The following is a 19687-nucleotide window of genomic DNA, read 5'->3' as shown; positions in this document are numbered from 1 at the left end:
CGGATAAAAATGGATTCACACGTGACTTTAAAATTTATGAATGTGAGGATTGTACGGATTGACCATTAAAATTGCAATGTACAAAGGCGGCAGGAAATCTCCTAGTGCATGTTAATCCAGTTTATGAAGAACTAAAAGCGAAAATAAAAGTGAACCTTTGGTCTGAATTGAATGAACAAATTTAGGCTTGACGAAAAATCGAGGTAGAGAGTGTTTTTGGTCATATCAAGGGCAATAGGTCCTTCCCTTTTCGCTTCGTGGCTTAGCGAAAGTCCAAACGGAGTTTGGCATCGTAGCCATGGCACATAATTTACTGAAGATAGCTGGCTTGCGTCAGCTACTTTCAGTAAATTATTATAAAAATAAAAAAACAGGTAAAGAAAAACGAATCTTTTTTCTTCACCTGTTTTTATTTTAAGGTTATAAGAGAGCCCCTTTTATGGAATCGATCATAAAGGTTCAACAGTTATGAATTAAGAATACTTAGGGGTTTTTAGGTTGCCGTTTTTTGGGCTTGAACTCCTTTAACCTCCAAGGATTTCAAGGGTAATAGCTAGTTATCTCCTTTACCGGTATGTGGCAGAGTTAATTCAAAAGGAATTAAAGTGAATTCTTCTTCCGTTTCAGGAATTAGATAGACACCTTTAATTTGTCCATATTTCTTCATGTCTAAAGCGAGAAGGGAGGGTACTAAGAAGAAAAGAACTACCACTACATACTTTGGATTAGGAGGATGCCTATAGAATGTCGATTATTAGCCGTTACTATCCTATAGAATCCAAATAAAGAATGATTGAAGGCCTTAATGATTTAATCAAACGTTTGATTAAATTAGGGGAAGTCTTACCTGAGCTTGTTGTTTGGAAAATGAGGGAGCGGCTCCCTCATTTCCTTATATGCCAAGATGCATCTTCAAACGATATTGTGCTTCGGTTTTTGTTTCATCGGATACAATGTTATACCAAAGTCCATCAACTCGTTGGTTCTCTCCTGCAAGTGTAAATTGTTCAATATTATTGAGGGAAGACTTGTAGTTTTTCTGAATGCTTAACATTTCATTGAATGTTAAATTAGTTTCTACATTTTTCCCGATGGCTTTAAGGATATCATCATAGTTGGTCAAAGTGGACAAGCTTGCGCCTTCTTTAATGACCGCTTGTATCACTTGTCGCTGTCTCATTTGTCGACCGAAATCACCGCGAGGATCTTCTTTTCTAATGCGGGAATATATCAAAGCTTCTTTACCATCTAAATCAATTGTTCCTTTTGCAAAGCTGTAATTTTTATAGTTGAGATTCATATCATTATTGACTGTGATGCCGCCAACAGCGTTAACAATGTCCTGGAAGCCTTTCATATTCATTTTTACGTAATAATCTATTGGTATATCTAAATAGGCTTCGACCGTATTGATAGACATGGTAACCCCACCGTATGCATAAGCATGGTTCATTTTTTCCGTCGTGCCTCTCCCGATAATTTCTGTACGCGTATCCCGGGGGATGCTTAACAATTGAACCGATTCTTTTTTAGGGTTTACTGTCATGACAATCATCGTGTCTGAACGCCCACTATCATTCTTCCTTTCATCTACTCCTAGTATCAGTAATGAAAAGGGATCCTTGTTTTTAAACGTTATATCTTCGACGCGTTTATCTGTTTTATGCTCGGTACCCTGCATAGTATTTATGGTTCCTAATAGGGACTGATATATAGATGTTGCATAAGCTCCTCCACCAATGAAAAGAATAAGAAGGATGACTCCCACTACTTTTAATGATTTATGTTTTCTCTTCTTCTTTTTACGTTCTGATCTCATTTGCGTTCCTCCTCGAGCCATTCCACTTAAATGGAAAAGTGTGAAAAAATACCTAGATGGTATGTCTAATATACCTTTTTTTTACTAAAAAAAGAATAGTTTCTTTTTGTACATGCAGTACATATTTACCTTTTCAAATAGAAAAAGCGAGGGAATCTACATGACAAAGATTCCTTCGCTCACTGGGATTGGTGGATATTCTTATTTAGCGTCTGAGCCGTCTTTTGGCACTTCAGGATCTGGGGCCGGAACTTCCGGGTCTTCAAGTGGCGTAGGCTGTTCAGGTACTGTCGGGACATCTGGTTCTAGCAGATGAAGCTGATCTTCAATTGCTCTTAGCCGATTTTTGAACATCGTCTCTAGTTTTTTGTAGGAGTGGGTAGACTTTAATTTTTTATATTTCGTAATATTTTTTTTCACTTCATCGTATTGTCTATTATCGACTTGTTCTTCCATATCCAATAATAATTCATATCTTGCTATATCATAGTCTGTATTTTTCTTGTTGGTTCTAGAAGGAGTGACATATTTGAGTGTGGCCAATTTTTGAACACTCTTACTGAACATTATTTTGATTTTATTTTCGGTAGTGATGGTCTGTTTGACCAATTTATCATAGGTAGTAAATGTTGCACTATTTAGTTTTCCTGCTGTTAGGTAATCCTTTAATTTCTTATTTGTTTTAATAAGGTCGTCTCCAGCTTGAATAGCTTTCATAAAGGCCAGAGAGTTATCACGATATGATTTGGTCGTTTTTAAGGCTGCATTTGGCTTTGTACGATATTTAGCGGGAAGCTTGGCGATTGCCTTTTCTTGTTTTTTAATTTCTTTATTCGTCTTGTTATATAGGGACAGATGTGCCCTGGACACTTTTAATTTACTTTCGCTTGTAATGTCGGTAGAGTAATAGTTTTTCAGTCTAGCGGCTGTCTTATTGTATGTTTTGATTTGCGTGGTCACTTTATCGCTAGCTGCATTGTTGCGAGTATCGTAAAGCTTGAATCCTTCTTGTGCTGTATAAAGACCAATGCTTGCATTTTGACTCCATATTTTGGCGTAATTCCTAAGAGGGACATGTGTTTCCCCAACAGCAGGAGATACCTCGATGGTGAAGGCTGGTTTCTTTTCTAAAGTAGAGAACCAGTCACTGAAGCCACCACCGAATGATTTTGATTTAACCAGGCTATAGCCGGTGATTTTACTCAGTTTGCTTGCATAATGGGCGTCTTGTGTATAGCGACTTCCCGTTTGCTGATACTTCCAGAAGATGATTTGTCCACTCGAATGGTAGGAAATCGCGATTTCTGAATCGATTTTATCAATAAAGGAAAGGATGGCTTTCGTTTCGGATGCGGCCGCCACCTTTGGTCCATTGTAATTTTTATAGTAGGGCACCTTAGGACCGCCAAGGTTTTTCCAGTTCGGACTATATTGGCGGTTTAAATCGACGCCTTTTCCGTTGGCTTTCCAGCGTTTGAAGTTATTGCTGCCACCATTCATTTTAAGGATTCTTGCATGATCCTTGGCTGGAAAGCTTTTCAGGCCGGATTGCTGTAAGGTCACTCCATCCGGGTTGACCATTGGCACGAACCAAATCGTTGTATCATTCAGGATCTTTTTGACATTATAGCCGTTGATGCCGGTGTTGCTTTTATAGGCTGCTGCATATTTATCTATCATATTCATAGTAAGGTTGGTTGTAATCCACTCACGGGCATGGTGGGACCCATTGATGAAGACCGTGGATTCTCCTTTTCCAAGAGAGACTGCATAAATGTTCCGGCCATACTCGGATTTCCCGATGATTTCTTGTTTGATGAGACCAGGATACACCTTTTCTAGTTTCTTAATATCTTTTTGCATGTTGGCATAAGAGTAGGTTTTGTTAGGGTTAACAATAGATGATTGTGCGTAAGTAGTTTCGGAAAATGCGAAAGTCCCAAATAGTAAGAGGAGATACAGTAGAAATATATGAAATTTGTTCATGATACGCCACCTTTATGGTTAATATTACCTATAGTATCATAAAAATATGCAAAAAATCATAAAAATACCAGACTATTTAAATTATAGTCTGGCAAAAAGGGGCTATAAACTTCTGTAGCCTATAAGTTTGCTTTTGTAATAGGAGTTTGAAACATTGTTAATTTCTATTCCATTGCTTGAAGAAGCATGGATGAATTGTCCATTTCCTAAATAGATACCCATGTGACTGACGATGGATTTACTTGATCCAGTTGCAAAGAAAACGAGGTCGCCTGCTTTTGGCGAAGACACTTTTTTGCCCATATCATAATAGGTGGAAGATGAAAGTCTGGATATTTCATAGCCTGCTTTTTTAAATGTGTAGTAAATGAATCCACTGCAGTCAAATCCAGAAGGGGATGCTCCTGCCCAGGAATAAGGGGTGCCGATTAACTTTTTTGCTTCAGAAATGAGTGTATTCACTTTGTTATTTGAGTATGTCACTTTTTCAGGAGTTCCCACTGTAGAAGCTGGAGTTACCGATTTAACCAGGGATAATTTCTGACCGATTCTAATGATGTCGGAGGTTAAGGAATTGTATGATTTAAGTTCAGCTACTGATATGTTTGACTGTTTAGCGATTTTTGATAGAGTGTCGCCCTTTACAACGATATATGTATTCGAAGTGAGATTGACTTTAGGTGTTGAGATATTCGCTGGCTTGGCACTGCTGGGTAAATCAATGGTGGTGGTCGTTTTAGAGCTAGAAACAATCAGCTTATTACCGGCATATATCAAGTCGGATTTCAGGTTATTTAGTTTTTTTAATTCAGCAAGTGTAAGATTATGCTTGTTGGCGATTTTTGATAGAGTGTCGCCCTTTACAATGATGTATGTATTCGAAGTGAGATTGACTTTAGGTGTTGAGATATTCGCTGGCTTGGCACTGCTCGGTAAATCAATGGTGGTGGTTGTTTTAGAGCTAGAAACAATCAGTTTATTACCGGCATATATCATATCAGATTTCAGGTTGTTTAGGTTTTTTAACTCAGCGAGTGTAAGATTATGTTTGTTAGCGATTTTTGTTAACGTATCCCCAGGAACGATGGTATAAGTGGAGTTTTTTGTTTTTTCTACAGACACTGACGATGTTGTAGCTTTTGTTTTAGTTGTTGTTGTTTGAGATTTAGACGTAATAATCTTTTGATTAATCTTTAACATATCTGATTGTAAGTTATTAAGTAGTTTTAACTCTTTTACGGTCGTCTTGTGTTTTTGGGCGATTTTGCTTAAGGTATCACCGCTTTTTACTGTATATGAGTTGGCAAGGGCCGGAGAAACAAAAGTCGAAGATAGGACGGCTAATGTCGAAATTGCAACGATACTCTTTTTCACGTATTTCCACCTCTACATATCTTTTTCCCTATTCTAACAAACTAAATGGAATAAAATATATTACATTTATATTACATGGATAAAATGGTATAAAATAACTGTTTTATTGTGTTGTAAAATAGTTGTGATCTCTGTCTTTTTCTCCTATATTGTGAGTGTTTTTTCAACAAGGGAGTTGTGTCTCACTCACTTTCCTTTTCTTTTGTCGACAACTTTAAAAGGGGTGCTTGTTAATATGCGGGTGTTTCCAGCTGTGTCGGATAACTTTCCTTTAAACTGATAGGTTCCTTCTTTTGTATAGACATTATTGGATATCTTTCCATCCCAGGTAATTGTATGACTTCCTTTTTGATAATGCCGCAACGCCTCTAGTTTTTTTATAGTGTCACCTTTTGAATTGATAATGGAAATAGTAGAAGCAACCGATTCATTCTTGGTGATGGTTGTGGTGATTGTAGAAGCCCCAGTCACTTTTAAAACTGTGCTTGAATTTTTCATGGTTGCTTTAGGGGCTTTAGTATCCACGACTACCTTAAGTATCTTCTTTTTTCCTTTATGTTTATCCGTATCAAGTAGTGAAGCTTGGAGCGAATAAATCCCATCCTTCGCCTGCTTATTGCTATTAGTTTTTCCATCCCAGAAAAGTGTGTTCTTCCCACCTTTGAAAGTCTTGGATTTTGATAGGGTATCTATTTTCAAACCGGTGCTATCCACTAGAGTTGATGTTAATACAGCAACCTTGTTCAGATGAAAAGGAACTTCCAATTGATCGCCTCCAAGTGGGGAATAACTAATTGATTTCTGATTGAAAGTAAGCTCAGGTGTTACATCTTCTTTTACCATGACATACGTGCTTTTGGAAACACTATGTTTCTTGTTGGAAATCTTCACAGTGACTTTCACTTTCCCGGAAGGAGCATAGGAGCCATTATCCAATTTCCCGTCCCACTTCGTTGAAAAGGCCTGCCCGTCCGACTTTTTATTCGTCACAAGTTTCCGGATGGGTTTATTGTTGGCATCATGAATGAAAATGGATATACTCGTTCCCTTTTTTGCCTTGAACGAAAGGGAAAGGGAAAGGGAATTCGTTCCGTCTTCGATCAGTGTTTGGCTGGATGTCGTCAGCTTTGATAACGGTGCCGGAGTATGGGTCAATGCGTTATAGGCATCGACACGGCCATATCCATAGAAATCATCTCGGCCCATTACTCCAAGGTCCTTACTGGATGTTTGTAAGATATCCATCACTTCTGTTGGAGTGAGAAATGGGTTCTTTGATAAAACCAATGCAGAAACGCCACTGACTACTGGAGCAGCCATGGATGTCCCGCTCATGACATCATAGGAATTCCAAGGAACAGTGGAGTAGATATCCAGACCAGGTGCAGCTAAATCGATAGATGTACCATAGTTGGAGAAATCAGCTTTCTTATCTTGTTTTGTTGTGGCGCTGACGCCTAATACATGATCTAAAGCAGCCGGATACTGTTCGGTCTTTGTGTCCTCGTTGCCGGCTGCAGCCACGATGAGAATCCCTTTCTTCCACGCGCTCTGTATGGAGTCATCCAATACCTCTGTATAATCTTCCATTGTCAGGCTCAGATTGATGATATCGGCCCCTGATTTAACCGCGTAATCGATTCCATCGATAATCGTGAAAATATCCGCCTCATTTTCACTGAATACGTTGACCGGAATAATCTTGACGTTGGGAGCGATTCCAGCGATTCCCTTTCCATTTAGGGAAGCACCGATAATGCCGGCAACATGGGTACCGTGGTCATTCGAAGGGAGCGTTTTGTGGCTCCCGGTAACAGCATTGAATGGATAGATGATGTGGTCTTTCAGTTCAGGATGAGTGGCTTGGATGCCAGCATCAATGACGGCCACTTTAATGTCTGGCGATCCTTTGGTGAGGTCCCACGCTGTATCCATATTTATTTTCTTTGCGTACCATTGTTTGGAGTTACCCGAATCTGTAGGAATATAGCTCGTCCTCACTTTATAGTTGGGCTCTACCACCTCTACCTCATCCCACTTTTTAAGAGAGCTGATAGCCTCTTGCCTATCCATTCCTTCATGGAGGGAAATGAGGGTGAAGTTTCCATCTTGGACGGTTTGGAGTTCTTTTGCTTGAATGCTCTGTAATATGGATTCTTTTACGTTATAGGTAGTCTCCTTATCGAACTTAATGATTAGTTGTTCAGTTTGATAGATTGTCGTGGAATGTTTATCATTCGGCTTCGCATTCATTTCGGAGCCATAGGCATGTGACCAGTCCGTCGAAAAGAATAGAAGGATAAAGAGCATGGGAATGCATTTTTTCATTAACATATTCCTCCTGAGTTGTTCTAGAAGATTCATATCTAAATAGTATCATGGATTGAAGGGTAACCTAGTATTTTCCTTTTAAGAAGTATGTCGAATCACCTCTAAAAATGTCTGTGAGTGATTTAACCTAGGTCGTTAGTACCTTATTTTATGCTAAAATTACTCATTTTTATTAACAATTTATGTATATATGCGATATTATTAACAGTATATCGATAAAATTGGACTAGGGGTGAGTTAATTATCAAAACGAAGTGGTTAATGGTTGGCGTAGTTACCTTAGGATTGGTGTTATTTTCAAGTGGAGGACTTCCAGTGACGACTGCTGAGGCCAGCAGTGGTAAATGGAGCGTAATGTATTATCCGAAACTTGACTTCAAAGGAACCGCCGTCAAAAAGACGGTAAGTGATATCAATTTTGCCTGGGGCACTAAATCCCCGGCAGCAAAGATTCCGGTCAATAAATTTTCCGCTAAGTTGACGAAAACGCTTACGGTCAAAGAGGGCGCGAAATACCGTATCTCCGGAAAAGCGAATGATGGTGTCAGAGTCTATGTAAATGGTAAGAAAAAAGTAGACTATTGGAAAGAGGGGTCTCATTCATTTAAGAAGGACCTTATGTTGGCAAAAGGAAATCATAAGGTGGAAGTGCAATATTATGATCAAAAGGGCAGTGCCTACTTGAATTCCGACGTTGAAAAGGTACCGGAGACCATTCCAACAGACAAATGGACAGGCTTGTTTTTTCCAAGTTCTAACTTCACGGGAACACCAGTAAGTACCACGGCTAGTAATCTGAAATTTTCTTGGGGTTCAAAAGTACCCGTCGGTAAAATAGCAAAAGGTACATACTCGGCCATCTATCAAAAGAAAGTGGTCGTGAAAAAAAATACGAAATACGTATTGATGGGGAAAGCGAATGATGGCATCCGCATTTATGTGGATGGAGTAAGGAAAGTGAACGAATGGAAGGACGGCACGCGCAACTTCGAAAAGAACCTTACGTTGAAAAAAGGGACTCATACGATAAAAGTAGAATACTATAATAAGAGTGGCAGTGCGCAATTACAAGTCGATCTTAAGGAATTGGAAAAGGTTACACCGTTAGAAAGATGGGCAGTGACCTTATATGGTAACCAGGACTTGACGGGGAACAAGGTCTATCAAAGTGCCGCTACATTGGATTATGATTGGGGCACGAAAAAGCCAGCCACTGGAATCCCGACGAATCATTTTTCAGCGATATTCGAGAAACGGACAAAGCTGACGAGCACGGGTACGTATATCTTATCAGGCGGTGCTAATGACGGGATACGGGTATATGTAGATGGAACGAAAAAAGTAGATCAATGGAAAAATGGAACACATCCTTTTAACATAGAGATGAAATTGGATGCAGGCATTCATGTCATCAAAGTGGAGTACTATGACAATACGGGGTTTGCTAAAGTTAAGGTTGATTTAAAAGAGGAAACGAATATAACCAGGGCAGCTGAGACGGGGTATAATGTGACCTTTGCTTCGGCCTTGTCGAAGCAAATGTCGACTAACCCGCAAACGGATAAAAAATATGAAGCATTCATTCCTGCAAGCAGTGTGAAACTTGCCTCGACGAAGACGAGCGGGACAACGAAGGAAAAGGTAAACATCATTACAATCGACTCCAGGAAATTAGGTTCGTTATCGAAGAACGCGAAGGTGACGATCCAAGACAATAAAACGATCGATAAGAAGAAATATTATAAGATAGCAACGGGATGGGTTAGTGCTTCCCAAGCTGATACGAAGTATTATATGGATCCGAGTAATTTTACGAAATCAGATACGTCTTATTATCAATTTGCTAAACTATCAATGTTTTCTGCACTGAATGAAAGTGAAATCAATCAAAAAATCCTCCAAGATAAGGGGATCATGAAAAATCAAGCAAGTTCATTTTTAGAGGCCGGATTCAAGTATGGCGTGAACGAAATCTATCTCATCTCCCATGCTAACCTTGAAACGGGAAGAGGGTCCTCAAGGCTGGCTACGGGAATTAAAGTGAAAACGAAAAAGGATAGCAAAGGCAACATCGTTTATGCAGCCAATAAGGAAAAAGAGATTGTTGTATTGGCGGATGATGCGAAGGATTATGAAGCCAGGGTCTACAATATGTACGGAATTGGCGCCTATGATAGCTGTGCTTTGGAGTGCGGTGCAAGAAGGGCATTCAATGAAGGCTGGACAACACCAAGCAAGGCCATTGTGGAAGGAGCGCAATTCGCGGCGGAAAACTATATTTATGCTGGTCAGGATACGCTTTATAAAATGAGATGGAATCCAGATCAGTTAGTGGAGAAAGGCTATGCCACCCATCAATATGCCAGTGATATTGGCTGGGCGGTTAAGCAAACGGATAATTACGCAAAGCTATATTCTCTACTCAATAGTTATACGGTCTTATATGATGTTCCAAGTTATAAATAAACGAAAAAGGTACCCGGGCGGTACCTTTTTTTCGTTTATTGAACATTGGATGAGGCGATATACCAAGTCGTTTTCGAACCTGATACTTGGACCTTGTACCAATTGAACAAGTTGGCGGCATTGTTGTCCTCTATGGAGCTTTCTACAATCTTGAATGTCGTTCCCTTTTTAAATGTTTGCTTTTTGGAACTGGTTGTCGAAGGCTCATTTCTAAATAGCGTATCCTTCTTTAACGTGAATGAAGCTCCTTTTTTATAGAGCTGAGCGGATTGTATTTGTTTAGGTGTTTGATAAGACAGCTTATTTTGGAAATTCAGGATGTTGTCGTTCACCTTGATATCTACATCATCTTTGGTGAAGACATAAGGATTTACAAAGGCTTGTTGATTAATTAAATGATAGACCTTCGCCTGATAGGGAGCATTTGCAGCCGGGTGGTTCCGTTCGGATAGACCGTTATAGGCCATGATGGCAAAGTACCAGTTTTCAAGAATGTCTGTTTTATAGTGATTGACCTTAGGCAAAACAGGCCTCTTCGCATTAGCATAGTCCCATTTTTTTAATAGAATCTCCACGCCGGCCTGAATATTATACTCCGTATCATACTTTACTTTATCCCAGTCATAGCTTTTATCTTCTTTGGATTGGGGCGTGATTTGCATGATTCCATACCCATTATCCGAACTTGTGAATACGTCGCCGGCATTCGTGAATTGGTGCCACTTTCCATTCTCCGTTTTGGCAATGGCTTTAACAACCTCAGGTGGAATGTTCTTTTCGATTGCCTTCTTCGTTAGTAAGGTTTTTAATTCTTTCGTGCTTAGAAACATGTCGGACATGATGGTCGTTAGTTTTTGCTCCAACAAGTTTCTTTCAGAAGGAAGGGCTTTTATCTTTTTCATAATGGAATCACGAATTTGCGGGACCTTTGCATCTGACTTTCCCCGAGAGATAAGGCCATCTACCTTATCATAGTCAGATTGAAGGGCCATCCATTCGCCAAGTTGATCTTTCTTAGAGAATTCCTTCTTGGCAAGGTCCTTCTGAATGGCGCTAAATTCCTTCTTCAGCTGTGCTTTTTGTTTTGCATTGGAAATCGTATCGATATGCAGAATCACCTTTTTATAATTTGGGAGGATCTTTGCGCTAGTAGCATTCATATGTTTCTTGGTATCGTTAATGGCCTGTTTCACGGTCGAAACCGTTTGTAGCGTACTTTTATGCTGTTCGACAGGCTTGATATACAGTGACTTCATTTTTTCTTTTGTCTTGGTTCCTTTTACCTGAGTGACCTTACTGGATTGCTTATCGAAGGTGGCTACAAGGGAAAGGTATGCTGTATGAGCGGATTGAGAGTAGGGGCCGGTTTTCAAAGCCTTTTCTAGGTTCACCCTTTTTTTGTCTATTTCTTTTCCGGCTTTAACTGCAGTGATATATACCTTTCCAATGTCTACTTTTGTCTTCACTTTCTTTAGACGGTTGTTATACTTGGTTTTCGCCTTGCCATTGGATAGCTTATTGACTTCCTTTTGAGCGATTGCATACTTGCTGTTTGCCGATTTATATTCTTTTTCGGGTAGGTTTTTCCCGGTCGCTTTACCAGGGAGATAACTCAGCGTATATAAAGTGGACGCTGCCTTTTCCGCATTCGTAACAGCGGTCTCCGTTTTGGAAACGGCATGCGTTGAACTTGGCTGTAGAATGGCAACGAAGAGAAAAAGGGTACAGAGGGTAAGAAAAAGTTTTTTAGCTTGCATCAAGAAATGGAACCTCCTAGTAAAATAGTCTGTGTTACTAGTATTCTACCAGAAAATATATGAATTTACATAAAAAACCACCACGTATTTAATGGAGTGGTTTAAAGAGTCTATTTTCCAGAGGAAAAAAGGAAGTCGACCAGTTTTTTGCTCGAATTCCCGGTTGAATATTGATTCCATTTTTGCTTGAAGGGTTCGACTTTTTCTAACTGGTAATCAGCTGTACGAATTTTCTCGAGAAGTTCTTCTGTTGTTTCGACGATGGGTCCTGGCATCGAGGACTCATAATCTTCCCAGAATCCACGCTCTTCTTCGTATTCTTGCAAGTCATAGGCAAAGAAGATCATGGGCTTTTGTAAAAGGGAAAACTCAAACGGAATCGATGAGTAGTCCGTTATGAGAAGGTCGGTGCTTACGAGAAGCTCGTTCACGTGAAAATCGCCGGTAACGGGATACACGAATCCAGGAAACTGATGCATGACATTATGTTCAGCTGTTACAGCTGGATGAAGCTTGAGCAATAACGCGTAATTTTCACTTTGTAACTCTTTGTAAAGCAAAGCTAAATCGAGTGCAATCTTTCCCGAGACTAAGTCGGCATTTCGAAAAGTTGGAGCATACAAGATGATTTTCTTATTCTCAAGTTCGGGATATTTAGTTAACAGTGCCCGTCTTGCGTCCTGCTTTGCACCTTCATTAAAAAAGAAGTCGGTACGCGGAATTCCTGTTCTGATTATATGGGAATCCGGTAACTGAAAACTTTCCTGATAAATCCCGGCCATTTTATCTGAGCCGGTCGTGACATAATCGAATTGTTGATAGACGCTTAAAAAACGTTTTCTGGCCCTAGCTGAACGATCTACAATCGAAGGGTCCTTGGCGCCGAATTTCTTGACGGCACCGGCCGCATGCCAGACTTGTACAAGGCTTACAGGCTTTTTGAAGGTTACTGTCGAGAGAAAACCAAAATAGTTATCCATAATGATCCATTTGGATGTAGCCAGATGATAAATGGACCGGATTAAGGCAATAATATTCTTGGTCTCAAACGGAAGGACGATGGTTGTCCCATCGTCCTTTACTTGTATATGGCTGCCTGCCTTCGTTAGAATAACTTTTCGGGAAGAAATGTTTTGCTTGTCCATTTCATCTTTAATGTACTGGCAGTTATCTCCGAATGTAGTGACGAAAGTTGTTTTATTTCTTAATGGAAATAGCTTGAAAAGTGAGAATAGAACTTTGAAACCTAATAAATAAATCTCTATCGCAATTTCCCTAGCCATTTGTAACTTTTAAAAGGTCATCTTTGATTTGGGAAGTAGATATTCCGATAGTTCTTGGCAAGTATACGACTTCACAAACTTCAGCTAATTCATCGAATTTGCCTTTCCAATCATCGCCCATGACAAAAACATCTACACCTTCACGAATGATATCTTCTCTCTTTTGTTCCCAAGTATTTTCCGGAATGACTTCATCTACGTATCGTATGGATTCAAGAATCATTTTCCTGTTTTCAAAGCTATGGTAAGATTTTTTATCTTTTAATGCGTTAAATTCATCCGTGGAAATAGCAACGATTAAATAATCTCCTAAATCTTTAGCGCGTTTAAGTAGATTAATATGTCCCCAATGAAGTAAATCAAAGGTTCCGTAAGTTATAACTTTTTTCATGATTTTCTCCTCCTGTACTTGTGAATTTATATATTTAGCAGAAATCTGAATGGTCAAATAGTAAGGAATCAATAGTAAAGCACTATTCTTAAACTTTTTAGATAGTAAGCAGTACACCTAATTATACCTTATTAAATTTACAATTGAACCACAAAATTTTTACAATCTTGTTGAAGATATAACATATCTAATCAACTTGGATATAATTTTACATTTTTTCCTGACGTAATTCAAAAATTTCTATTTCTAAGTTATGATGGTATTACTTGAAAAGTGGATTTTAAGTATTTCTTAAGTGGAAGAATTATGGGGACTGCTTCGTTGAACTTCGTGTTTTTATAATAGTCGCAATATTCTTTATATTAGTTTGGGAGGAGAAAAGATTACGGATGCAGAATAGTTTACTAAAAAATAGAAAGATAATTAGTGTGCGCTTAGATAAAGATGCTTATTGCATTGAAGTGGTCATTAAGCAGACGTACTTGGAAGGTGTGGAAGATTTCTTTTTTGTTATAACGAATAGATATAATGAAGATAATAGTATGTACTTGGATTTTGTGAAAAAGGATCAACTAAATGACTTTGATTTGTTTGAAATAATGGTGCCATTCAGTTCAGATATAGAGAAGCTCGTTGAAGGCGAAATATGGGACCTTCATATTTTAAGGATATTGGATAATAACGAGGTTAAGTCTAGAATTAAAAGCAAAGGGCACGAGTTAAATCTGTATTCCATTGTACAAGAAGACCTAGAAAAAATGGTTTATCCTTATACTACTAAAAAGGGGAATTTTTCTTTTTGTGCGAGTGATTATAAACTATTTTCTATGTTCGATGAATTACATGTAAAAAAGGATGGAACTATTCAATTTTCTGGTTATTTTAATTATCCACCATTATTTCAAATAAACGGTTATGAGTTTGGTCAGATGACGCTGCTCGTTAAGGATAATTTAACGGAAAATGAAAGGATGGTTCCTTTAAAAAGCGTAAATCGCGCTGAACAGGGCAAAAAGTATATCGGAAGTAAATTACCCGAAAATATAGGTTTTCAAGGTGAAGTTAATCTCCTGGAGGAATTAGAGTTAGAACAAGTTAAGCACTTTTCGTTTTACATGGTGCTTGATTATAAAATCAATGGTGTTCAGAAACAGCTGTTGAGTTTAAGAATGAAATGCAATTCGGTTCAAGGTCTTCCTGTTAGATATATTTTAAAGGTGAAGGACAAAAAGGTACAGCTGCGAATTAAATCGACAAAAGTCTCAGAGTACTTATCTCTTTCCGTTTCCCGTTATAACCTCAAAGCTGAGGTTGTTCAAGGGATTAAAAAGAGATGGGTGAAAATTCGTAGAAGCAAGCGGCTTATAAGCTGGTACAAAGCTGCTTTCACAGTTATCGGGATGTTGGTGCCAACCAATAAGAAGCTGGTGGTATTCGAGAGTTACCACGGAAAGCAATATAGTGATAGTCCAAGGGCTATTTACGAATATATGAAGGAACATTGTCTGGATTATAAGCTGATTTGGAGTGTGAACCGTGCTTCTATGAACTATTTTGCTCAAAAAGACGTCGAGTATGTTAGACGATTTTCAATACGTTGGCTTCTAATTATGACGAGGGCGAAATATTGGGTGAATAACGTTCGGTTTCCGATATGGCTTCCAAAGCCGAAGCACACGATTTACGTGCAAACATGGCACGGTACGCCACTTAAACGCCTAGCTATGGACATGGACGCAGTACATATGCCTGGAACAAATACCAGTAAATATAAAGTGAACTTCTTAAAAGAGGCAGGTAAATGGGATTACTTAGTGTCACCAAATGCCTATTCAACGGAAATTTTCCAACGGGCGTTTCAATTTAATAAGGACGTGATTGAATCAGGTTATCCGCGTAATGACTTCCTGAAGAACTCTAATAACGAAGAAACAATAAATGATCTTAAAAGGAAATTCAATCTGCCACTTGATAAAAAAATTATTTTGTATGCCCCTACGTGGAGAGATAATCAGTTTTACAGGAAAGGGAAATACAGATTCAATCTAGAGTTGGATTTAATGCGAATGCGTGAAGAGCTGGGCGACTCCTATATTACTATTATGCGTATGCATTATTTAGTGAGCCAAAATATGGACCTTACTGAATTTGAAGGCTTTGCGTATGACTTTTCCCACTTAGAAGATATTCGAGAATTGTATGTAATATCGGATATCCTTATAACTGATTATTCATCTGTATTCTTTGATTATGCAAACCTAAGAAGACCGATAATCTTCTTTACATATGATCTTGAAGATTACCGTGATAACTTAAGGGGATTTTATTTTGATTTTGAAGAAAAGGCACCGGGCCTTCTGACAAAAACGACAGAAGAGCTTATTGCCGGTGTGAAAGATATTCAAAGTAGGCAATTTAAGGTAAGTGAACGATTTGAAGAATTTTATGAGAAGTTTTGTTATCTTGAATGTGGACAATCAACTAAACGTGTCGTAGAGGCATTTGTGCAAACGGAGAAAGTGACCATGGATGTGGAACGTGAATGACCCCGCTGTTTTGACAGCGGGTCTTTTTAATTTGAAAACAATGTCCTTTCGGTGGATTATTACATAGTACGTGTTTTGGTGATACTTTCTGATTTCTACTTTAGTATGTACAAATTTTATTGAGTAATTACTTTAAATGTCTGTCTTAGTGATTTACATTATATAATGTACTCTTCTGCATAGAGTTAATTACTTAGAAGGCAAACGACATATCTTAAATGAGGATCCGCCTGGCTAATTGGACCTTATTATCATCAACATTGAGAAAAATATGAAAAAAGTTTATGATTTTAAAGTATATATTTTAAAATAGTTCTTTTTAAATAATAAATTATAGGTGGTTCGCCATGATAAACAAGCTTTTTAGAATAGGGAAAGCAAGAAAATCTCCTAAAATTAAATTAAAACAAAGTCTGACCATTACCCAAGATAAAGATTTTGTATTGATCAAAGGGAAGTTCTCTAAAGAATATTATTGTGCAAAAGAACTTTGGCTTTTTTCTAGAGAAGATGAAGAAAAAAAAGTAAAAATAGCTGAAACTGTTATTTCATCTGACTTTAACTTTGAATTGAACCTGAAACATTTAATCCAAAGTTTACAAGAGGATGAACCAGCTGTTTATGACTGTTATATAAAGGTCACCGTTCCTGTTGAACTGATTGGAGAAAAGACATTATTCAAAGTGCAGCATGGGGCCGACTGTGTAGAAGTTGATGGGCATTTAAATATTGAATATCTTATTCGACTTGGCCGTTTCCAGGAGACGAACATTGGTCAATTAGATTTTTATAACAATAAAGATAGACAATGTATATTCTCTATAACTAAAAAAGGGAATTTGTCTCTTTATATGAATGTCACACCTAATACTTCGATAAAATCTCAAATTGAAAAAATAATCAATAAACCAAAAATGATGCTTATCGATGGTCAAATCTTCACTAGACATTCAAAAATTTTATCTGGAGAAGGTGTAATCAAAGGACGACAAAGCGATCAAGAGTATAAGGCAGATATTTCTTTTATATATAACCAAGAAATGAATATAAAGAAGTTTGGTCTGAATCGCTATATATATAATATTAAATTAGATCTGGAACAAATAGTAAGTGAATCCTTAGAAGATGATGTATATGATATTTATATGAGGCTGCAGTTACATGATCAGGAAGAACCGAAGCTGGTCCGTATTGGGAGACCAACGACTCGAGCTAAATTATTTACTAAACAGACCAACGTTAGTAGAAATCGTACCGTTGCGATTATCAATCCGTACTATACGTTTAAAGCTTCCAATCTGTCTTTAGAAGTGTTTAACTTCCCGAAAGATACGTATGAATATCTAAGAAGGAAAATGGGATGGAGAAGATTCCTGAATGTATTTAAACAGAAGAAAGATGTCTGGCTGATTGGTGAAAGAATTTATAAAGCACAGGATACAGGATATCATTTCTTTAAATATATGAGAGAGAATCATCCGGATAAAGAAGTTTATTATGTGATTGAAGAAGGCTCTGTTGAAGCTAAGAACGTAGAGCCACTTGGAAATGTACTCTACTTCAAATCCAAGGAACATATTAAAAAGACATTGGAATCGACACGTGTTATTTCTTCACATCATCCAGATTATTTATACCCTCTAAGAACGTCTACCTTTAAAAAGCGGGTTAAGTCGATTAAAGTCTTTCTTCAACATGGTGTAATGGGCACAAAAAATATGGTGGCTAATTACGGGAAGAACTCAACATCTGGTTTCAAAACGGATATTTTTCTAGTGAGTTCAGATTTTGAAAAGAATATGATTGTTACAGATTTTGGCTACAATGAAAAAGAAGTGTTTGCTACGGGTTTATCTAGGTTTGATTCCCTTTTTAATAATGATGTATCAGTAAAACGACAACTGTTGATTATTCCAACTTGGAGAGATTGGATTACATCCGATGAAATCTTTTTGGAAAGCGAGTATTTTGAGCGTTATCAGGAATTAGTAAATCATCCGTTTTTACATGCTCTTTCTAAGAATTTCGGCTTTGAAATCATATTTTGCTTGCACCCCAATATGCAGAAATTCACTTCTTATTTTAAAGATGCCCCAGTAAGGGTGATTAGTCAGGGAGAAGTGGACGTTCAAAGGTTAATTAAGGAAAGCTCGATTATGATAACGGATTATTCTAGTGTGGCCTTCGACTTTAGCTTCCTTCATAAGCCAGTGATTTACTATCAATTTGATAGAGATCGTTTCATAGGGAGAAGACCATCGCATTTGGATTTAGATAACGATCTTCCGGGTGAAATCAGTAATGAATTGGATGAACTGCTTGCTATACTTGATAAGTATGTCAAAAATGATTTTACAATGGAGAATAAGTACATTGACAGAGCCAACCGCTTTATTAAATATCGTGATGTTCATGCTAGTGAGAGAATCTTTGAAGTCATTCAAAATGTAGGCAAAGATGAAAAGACGGCAGTGAAAATTTACAATCATCCGGTTAGCAAGCTCTTAATGAATCGTTTTAGAAAGAGTAAATATTACTTCCCTGTTATGAAGAAAGTATATAAAATCATGTCTAAAACCATTCCAGTTGATCAAAATCTTATTCTTTTTGAAAGTGGAATCGGGAAGCAATATTCCGATAGTCCTAAGTACATTTTTGAAGAACTAGTGAAAAGGGATAATAACTATAAAAAGGTTTGGGTTTACAACAGTAATTTACCTCTGAAGGATAAGAATACTATACGGATAAAACGTTTAAGTCCGGAATATTATTATTACTTAGCGAAAGCAGGCTATTGGGTAAATAATCAAAACTTCCCTACGTATTTAAGTAAAAGGAAAGAAACTACTTATATACAGACATGGCACGGTACACCTTTGAAAAAAATGCAATTCGACATTGAAAATATTCAAGGTAGAGATGATGGATATTTAAATCGAGTGCACAGTGCAACAAAGACATGGGATTACTTAGTGTCACCAAGCTCGTATGCCTCTAATGCCTTCAGGAGTGCATTCCGTTATGAAGGAGAAATATTAGAAACTGGCTACCCGAGGAATGATCTGTTTTATAGAGAAGACGTTTCAACGATTGCTAATGTTGTAACAGATAGATTGAAGTTACCGAAAGGGAAAAAGGTTATCCTGTATGCTCCTACTTTCCGGGATAATCAAACCTCAAAAAATAATAAATTTACATTTGATTTAAATTTAGATTTAGAGAAAATGAAAGAAGCACTTGGGGATGAATATGTTCTATTACTAAGAATGCACGTAGTGATTAGTAACAAGCTCAAAATTCCAGAAGGGTATGAAGATTTTGTTATAAATGTGTCCAAGTATTCAGATATACAGGAACTTTACCTAATTAGTGATATATTGATAACTGACTATTCATCAGTCATGTTTGACTTTGCTAATACGGCTCGTCCAATTTTGTATTACACCTATGATCTGGAAGATTACAGAGATAATATCCGTGGATTCTATATTGACTTTGAAGGTGAAGCACCAGGGCCATTCCTTAAAACGACTGAGGATATTATTGAATCCATTACCAATATTGATGAAATCAATAGGCAATATGAAACAAGATATAGTTTATTTAGAGAAAAGTATTGTGGAATAGAAGATGGACAGGCAGCGAAAAGAATCGTTGATAAATTCTTTGATAATTGATTCCTTAAAAGGGTATATAGTACAATAGCTGTTTTATTGAAATATGTACTTTAGACT

The 19687-nt window shown here is 37.7% G+C and carries 10 protein-coding genes; 3 read left to right on the top strand and 7 right to left on the bottom strand.

Features of this window, described 5'->3' with window-relative positions; translation table 11 throughout:
• Positions 1-892 precede the first annotated feature (892 nt).
• The 4 genes from AC503W_RS19415 to AC503W_RS19400 form a co-directional block, all read right to left on the bottom strand.
• The gene (locus tag AC503W_RS19415; protein ID WP_427685873.1) at positions 893-1819 is read right to left on the bottom strand and encodes an LCP family glycopolymer transferase; all 927 of its coding nucleotides are present in this window, start codon (positions 1817-1819) and stop codon (positions 893-895) included.
• 201 nt (positions 1820-2020) lie between these two features.
• A complete protein-coding gene (locus AC503W_RS19410) occupies positions 2021-3805 on the bottom strand; it encodes a M14 family zinc carboxypeptidase (RefSeq protein WP_427685871.1) in 1785 nt (594 codons plus the stop codon).
• Between the two features lie 102 nt (positions 3806-3907).
• Positions 3908-5179 (bottom strand): C40 family peptidase, encoded by a 1272-nt coding sequence (locus AC503W_RS19405; protein ID WP_427685869.1) that lies wholly within the window; start codon positions 5177-5179, stop codon positions 3908-3910.
• 186 nt (positions 5180-5365) lie between these two features.
• Positions 5366-7507, bottom strand: coding sequence for a S8 family serine peptidase (locus AC503W_RS19400; protein WP_427685867.1), 2142 nt, complete (start codon positions 7505-7507; stop codon positions 5366-5368).
• A 318-nt stretch (positions 7508-7825) separates the two neighbouring features.
• Here AC503W_RS19400 and AC503W_RS19395 point away from each other — a divergent pair, with 318 nt between their 5' ends.
• Complete coding sequence (locus AC503W_RS19395) at positions 7826-9976, top strand: PA14 domain-containing protein (RefSeq protein ID WP_494915504.1); 2151 nt, start codon at positions 7826-7828, stop codon at positions 9974-9976.
• Between the two features lie 35 nt (positions 9977-10011).
• On the opposite strand, the gene AC503W_RS19390 is transcribed toward AC503W_RS19395, so the two are convergent.
• The 3 genes from AC503W_RS19390 to tagD form a co-directional block, all read right to left on the bottom strand.
• Entirely contained in the window at positions 10012-11733 is a 1722-nt protein-coding gene (locus AC503W_RS19390; RefSeq protein WP_427686044.1) for a transglycosylase SLT domain-containing protein, read from the bottom strand.
• A gap of 110 nt (positions 11734-11843) precedes the next feature.
• Complete coding sequence (locus AC503W_RS19385) at positions 11844-13016, bottom strand: CDP-glycerol glycerophosphotransferase family protein (RefSeq protein WP_427685864.1); 1173 nt, start codon at positions 13014-13016, stop codon at positions 11844-11846.
• Complete coding sequence (gene tagD, locus AC503W_RS19380) at positions 13009-13407, bottom strand: glycerol-3-phosphate cytidylyltransferase (protein ID WP_402954698.1); 399 nt, start codon at positions 13405-13407, stop codon at positions 13009-13011. The genes AC503W_RS19385 and tagD overlap by 8 nt, the downstream gene beginning before the upstream one ends.
• A gap of 389 nt (positions 13408-13796) precedes the next feature.
• Here tagD and AC503W_RS19375 point away from each other — a divergent pair, with 389 nt between their 5' ends.
• Together AC503W_RS19375 and AC503W_RS19370 are read left to right on the top strand one after the other, a co-directional pair.
• Positions 13797-15953: a CDP-glycerol glycerophosphotransferase family protein gene (locus AC503W_RS19375; protein WP_402954695.1), complete on the top strand. Its 2157-nt coding sequence runs from the start codon at positions 13797-13799 to the stop codon at positions 15951-15953.
• Between the two features lie 347 nt (positions 15954-16300).
• The gene (locus AC503W_RS19370) at positions 16301-19630 is read left to right on the top strand and encodes a CDP-glycerol glycerophosphotransferase family protein (protein ID WP_427685861.1); all 3330 of its coding nucleotides are present in this window, start codon (positions 16301-16303) and stop codon (positions 19628-19630) included.
• Positions 19631-19687: the final 57 nt, after the last annotated feature.

The organism is Peribacillus suis, from assembly GCF_059384845.1.
Note: the sequence above shows the minus strand (reverse complement) of the source record. Positions and strands in the feature narration are given on the sequence as shown.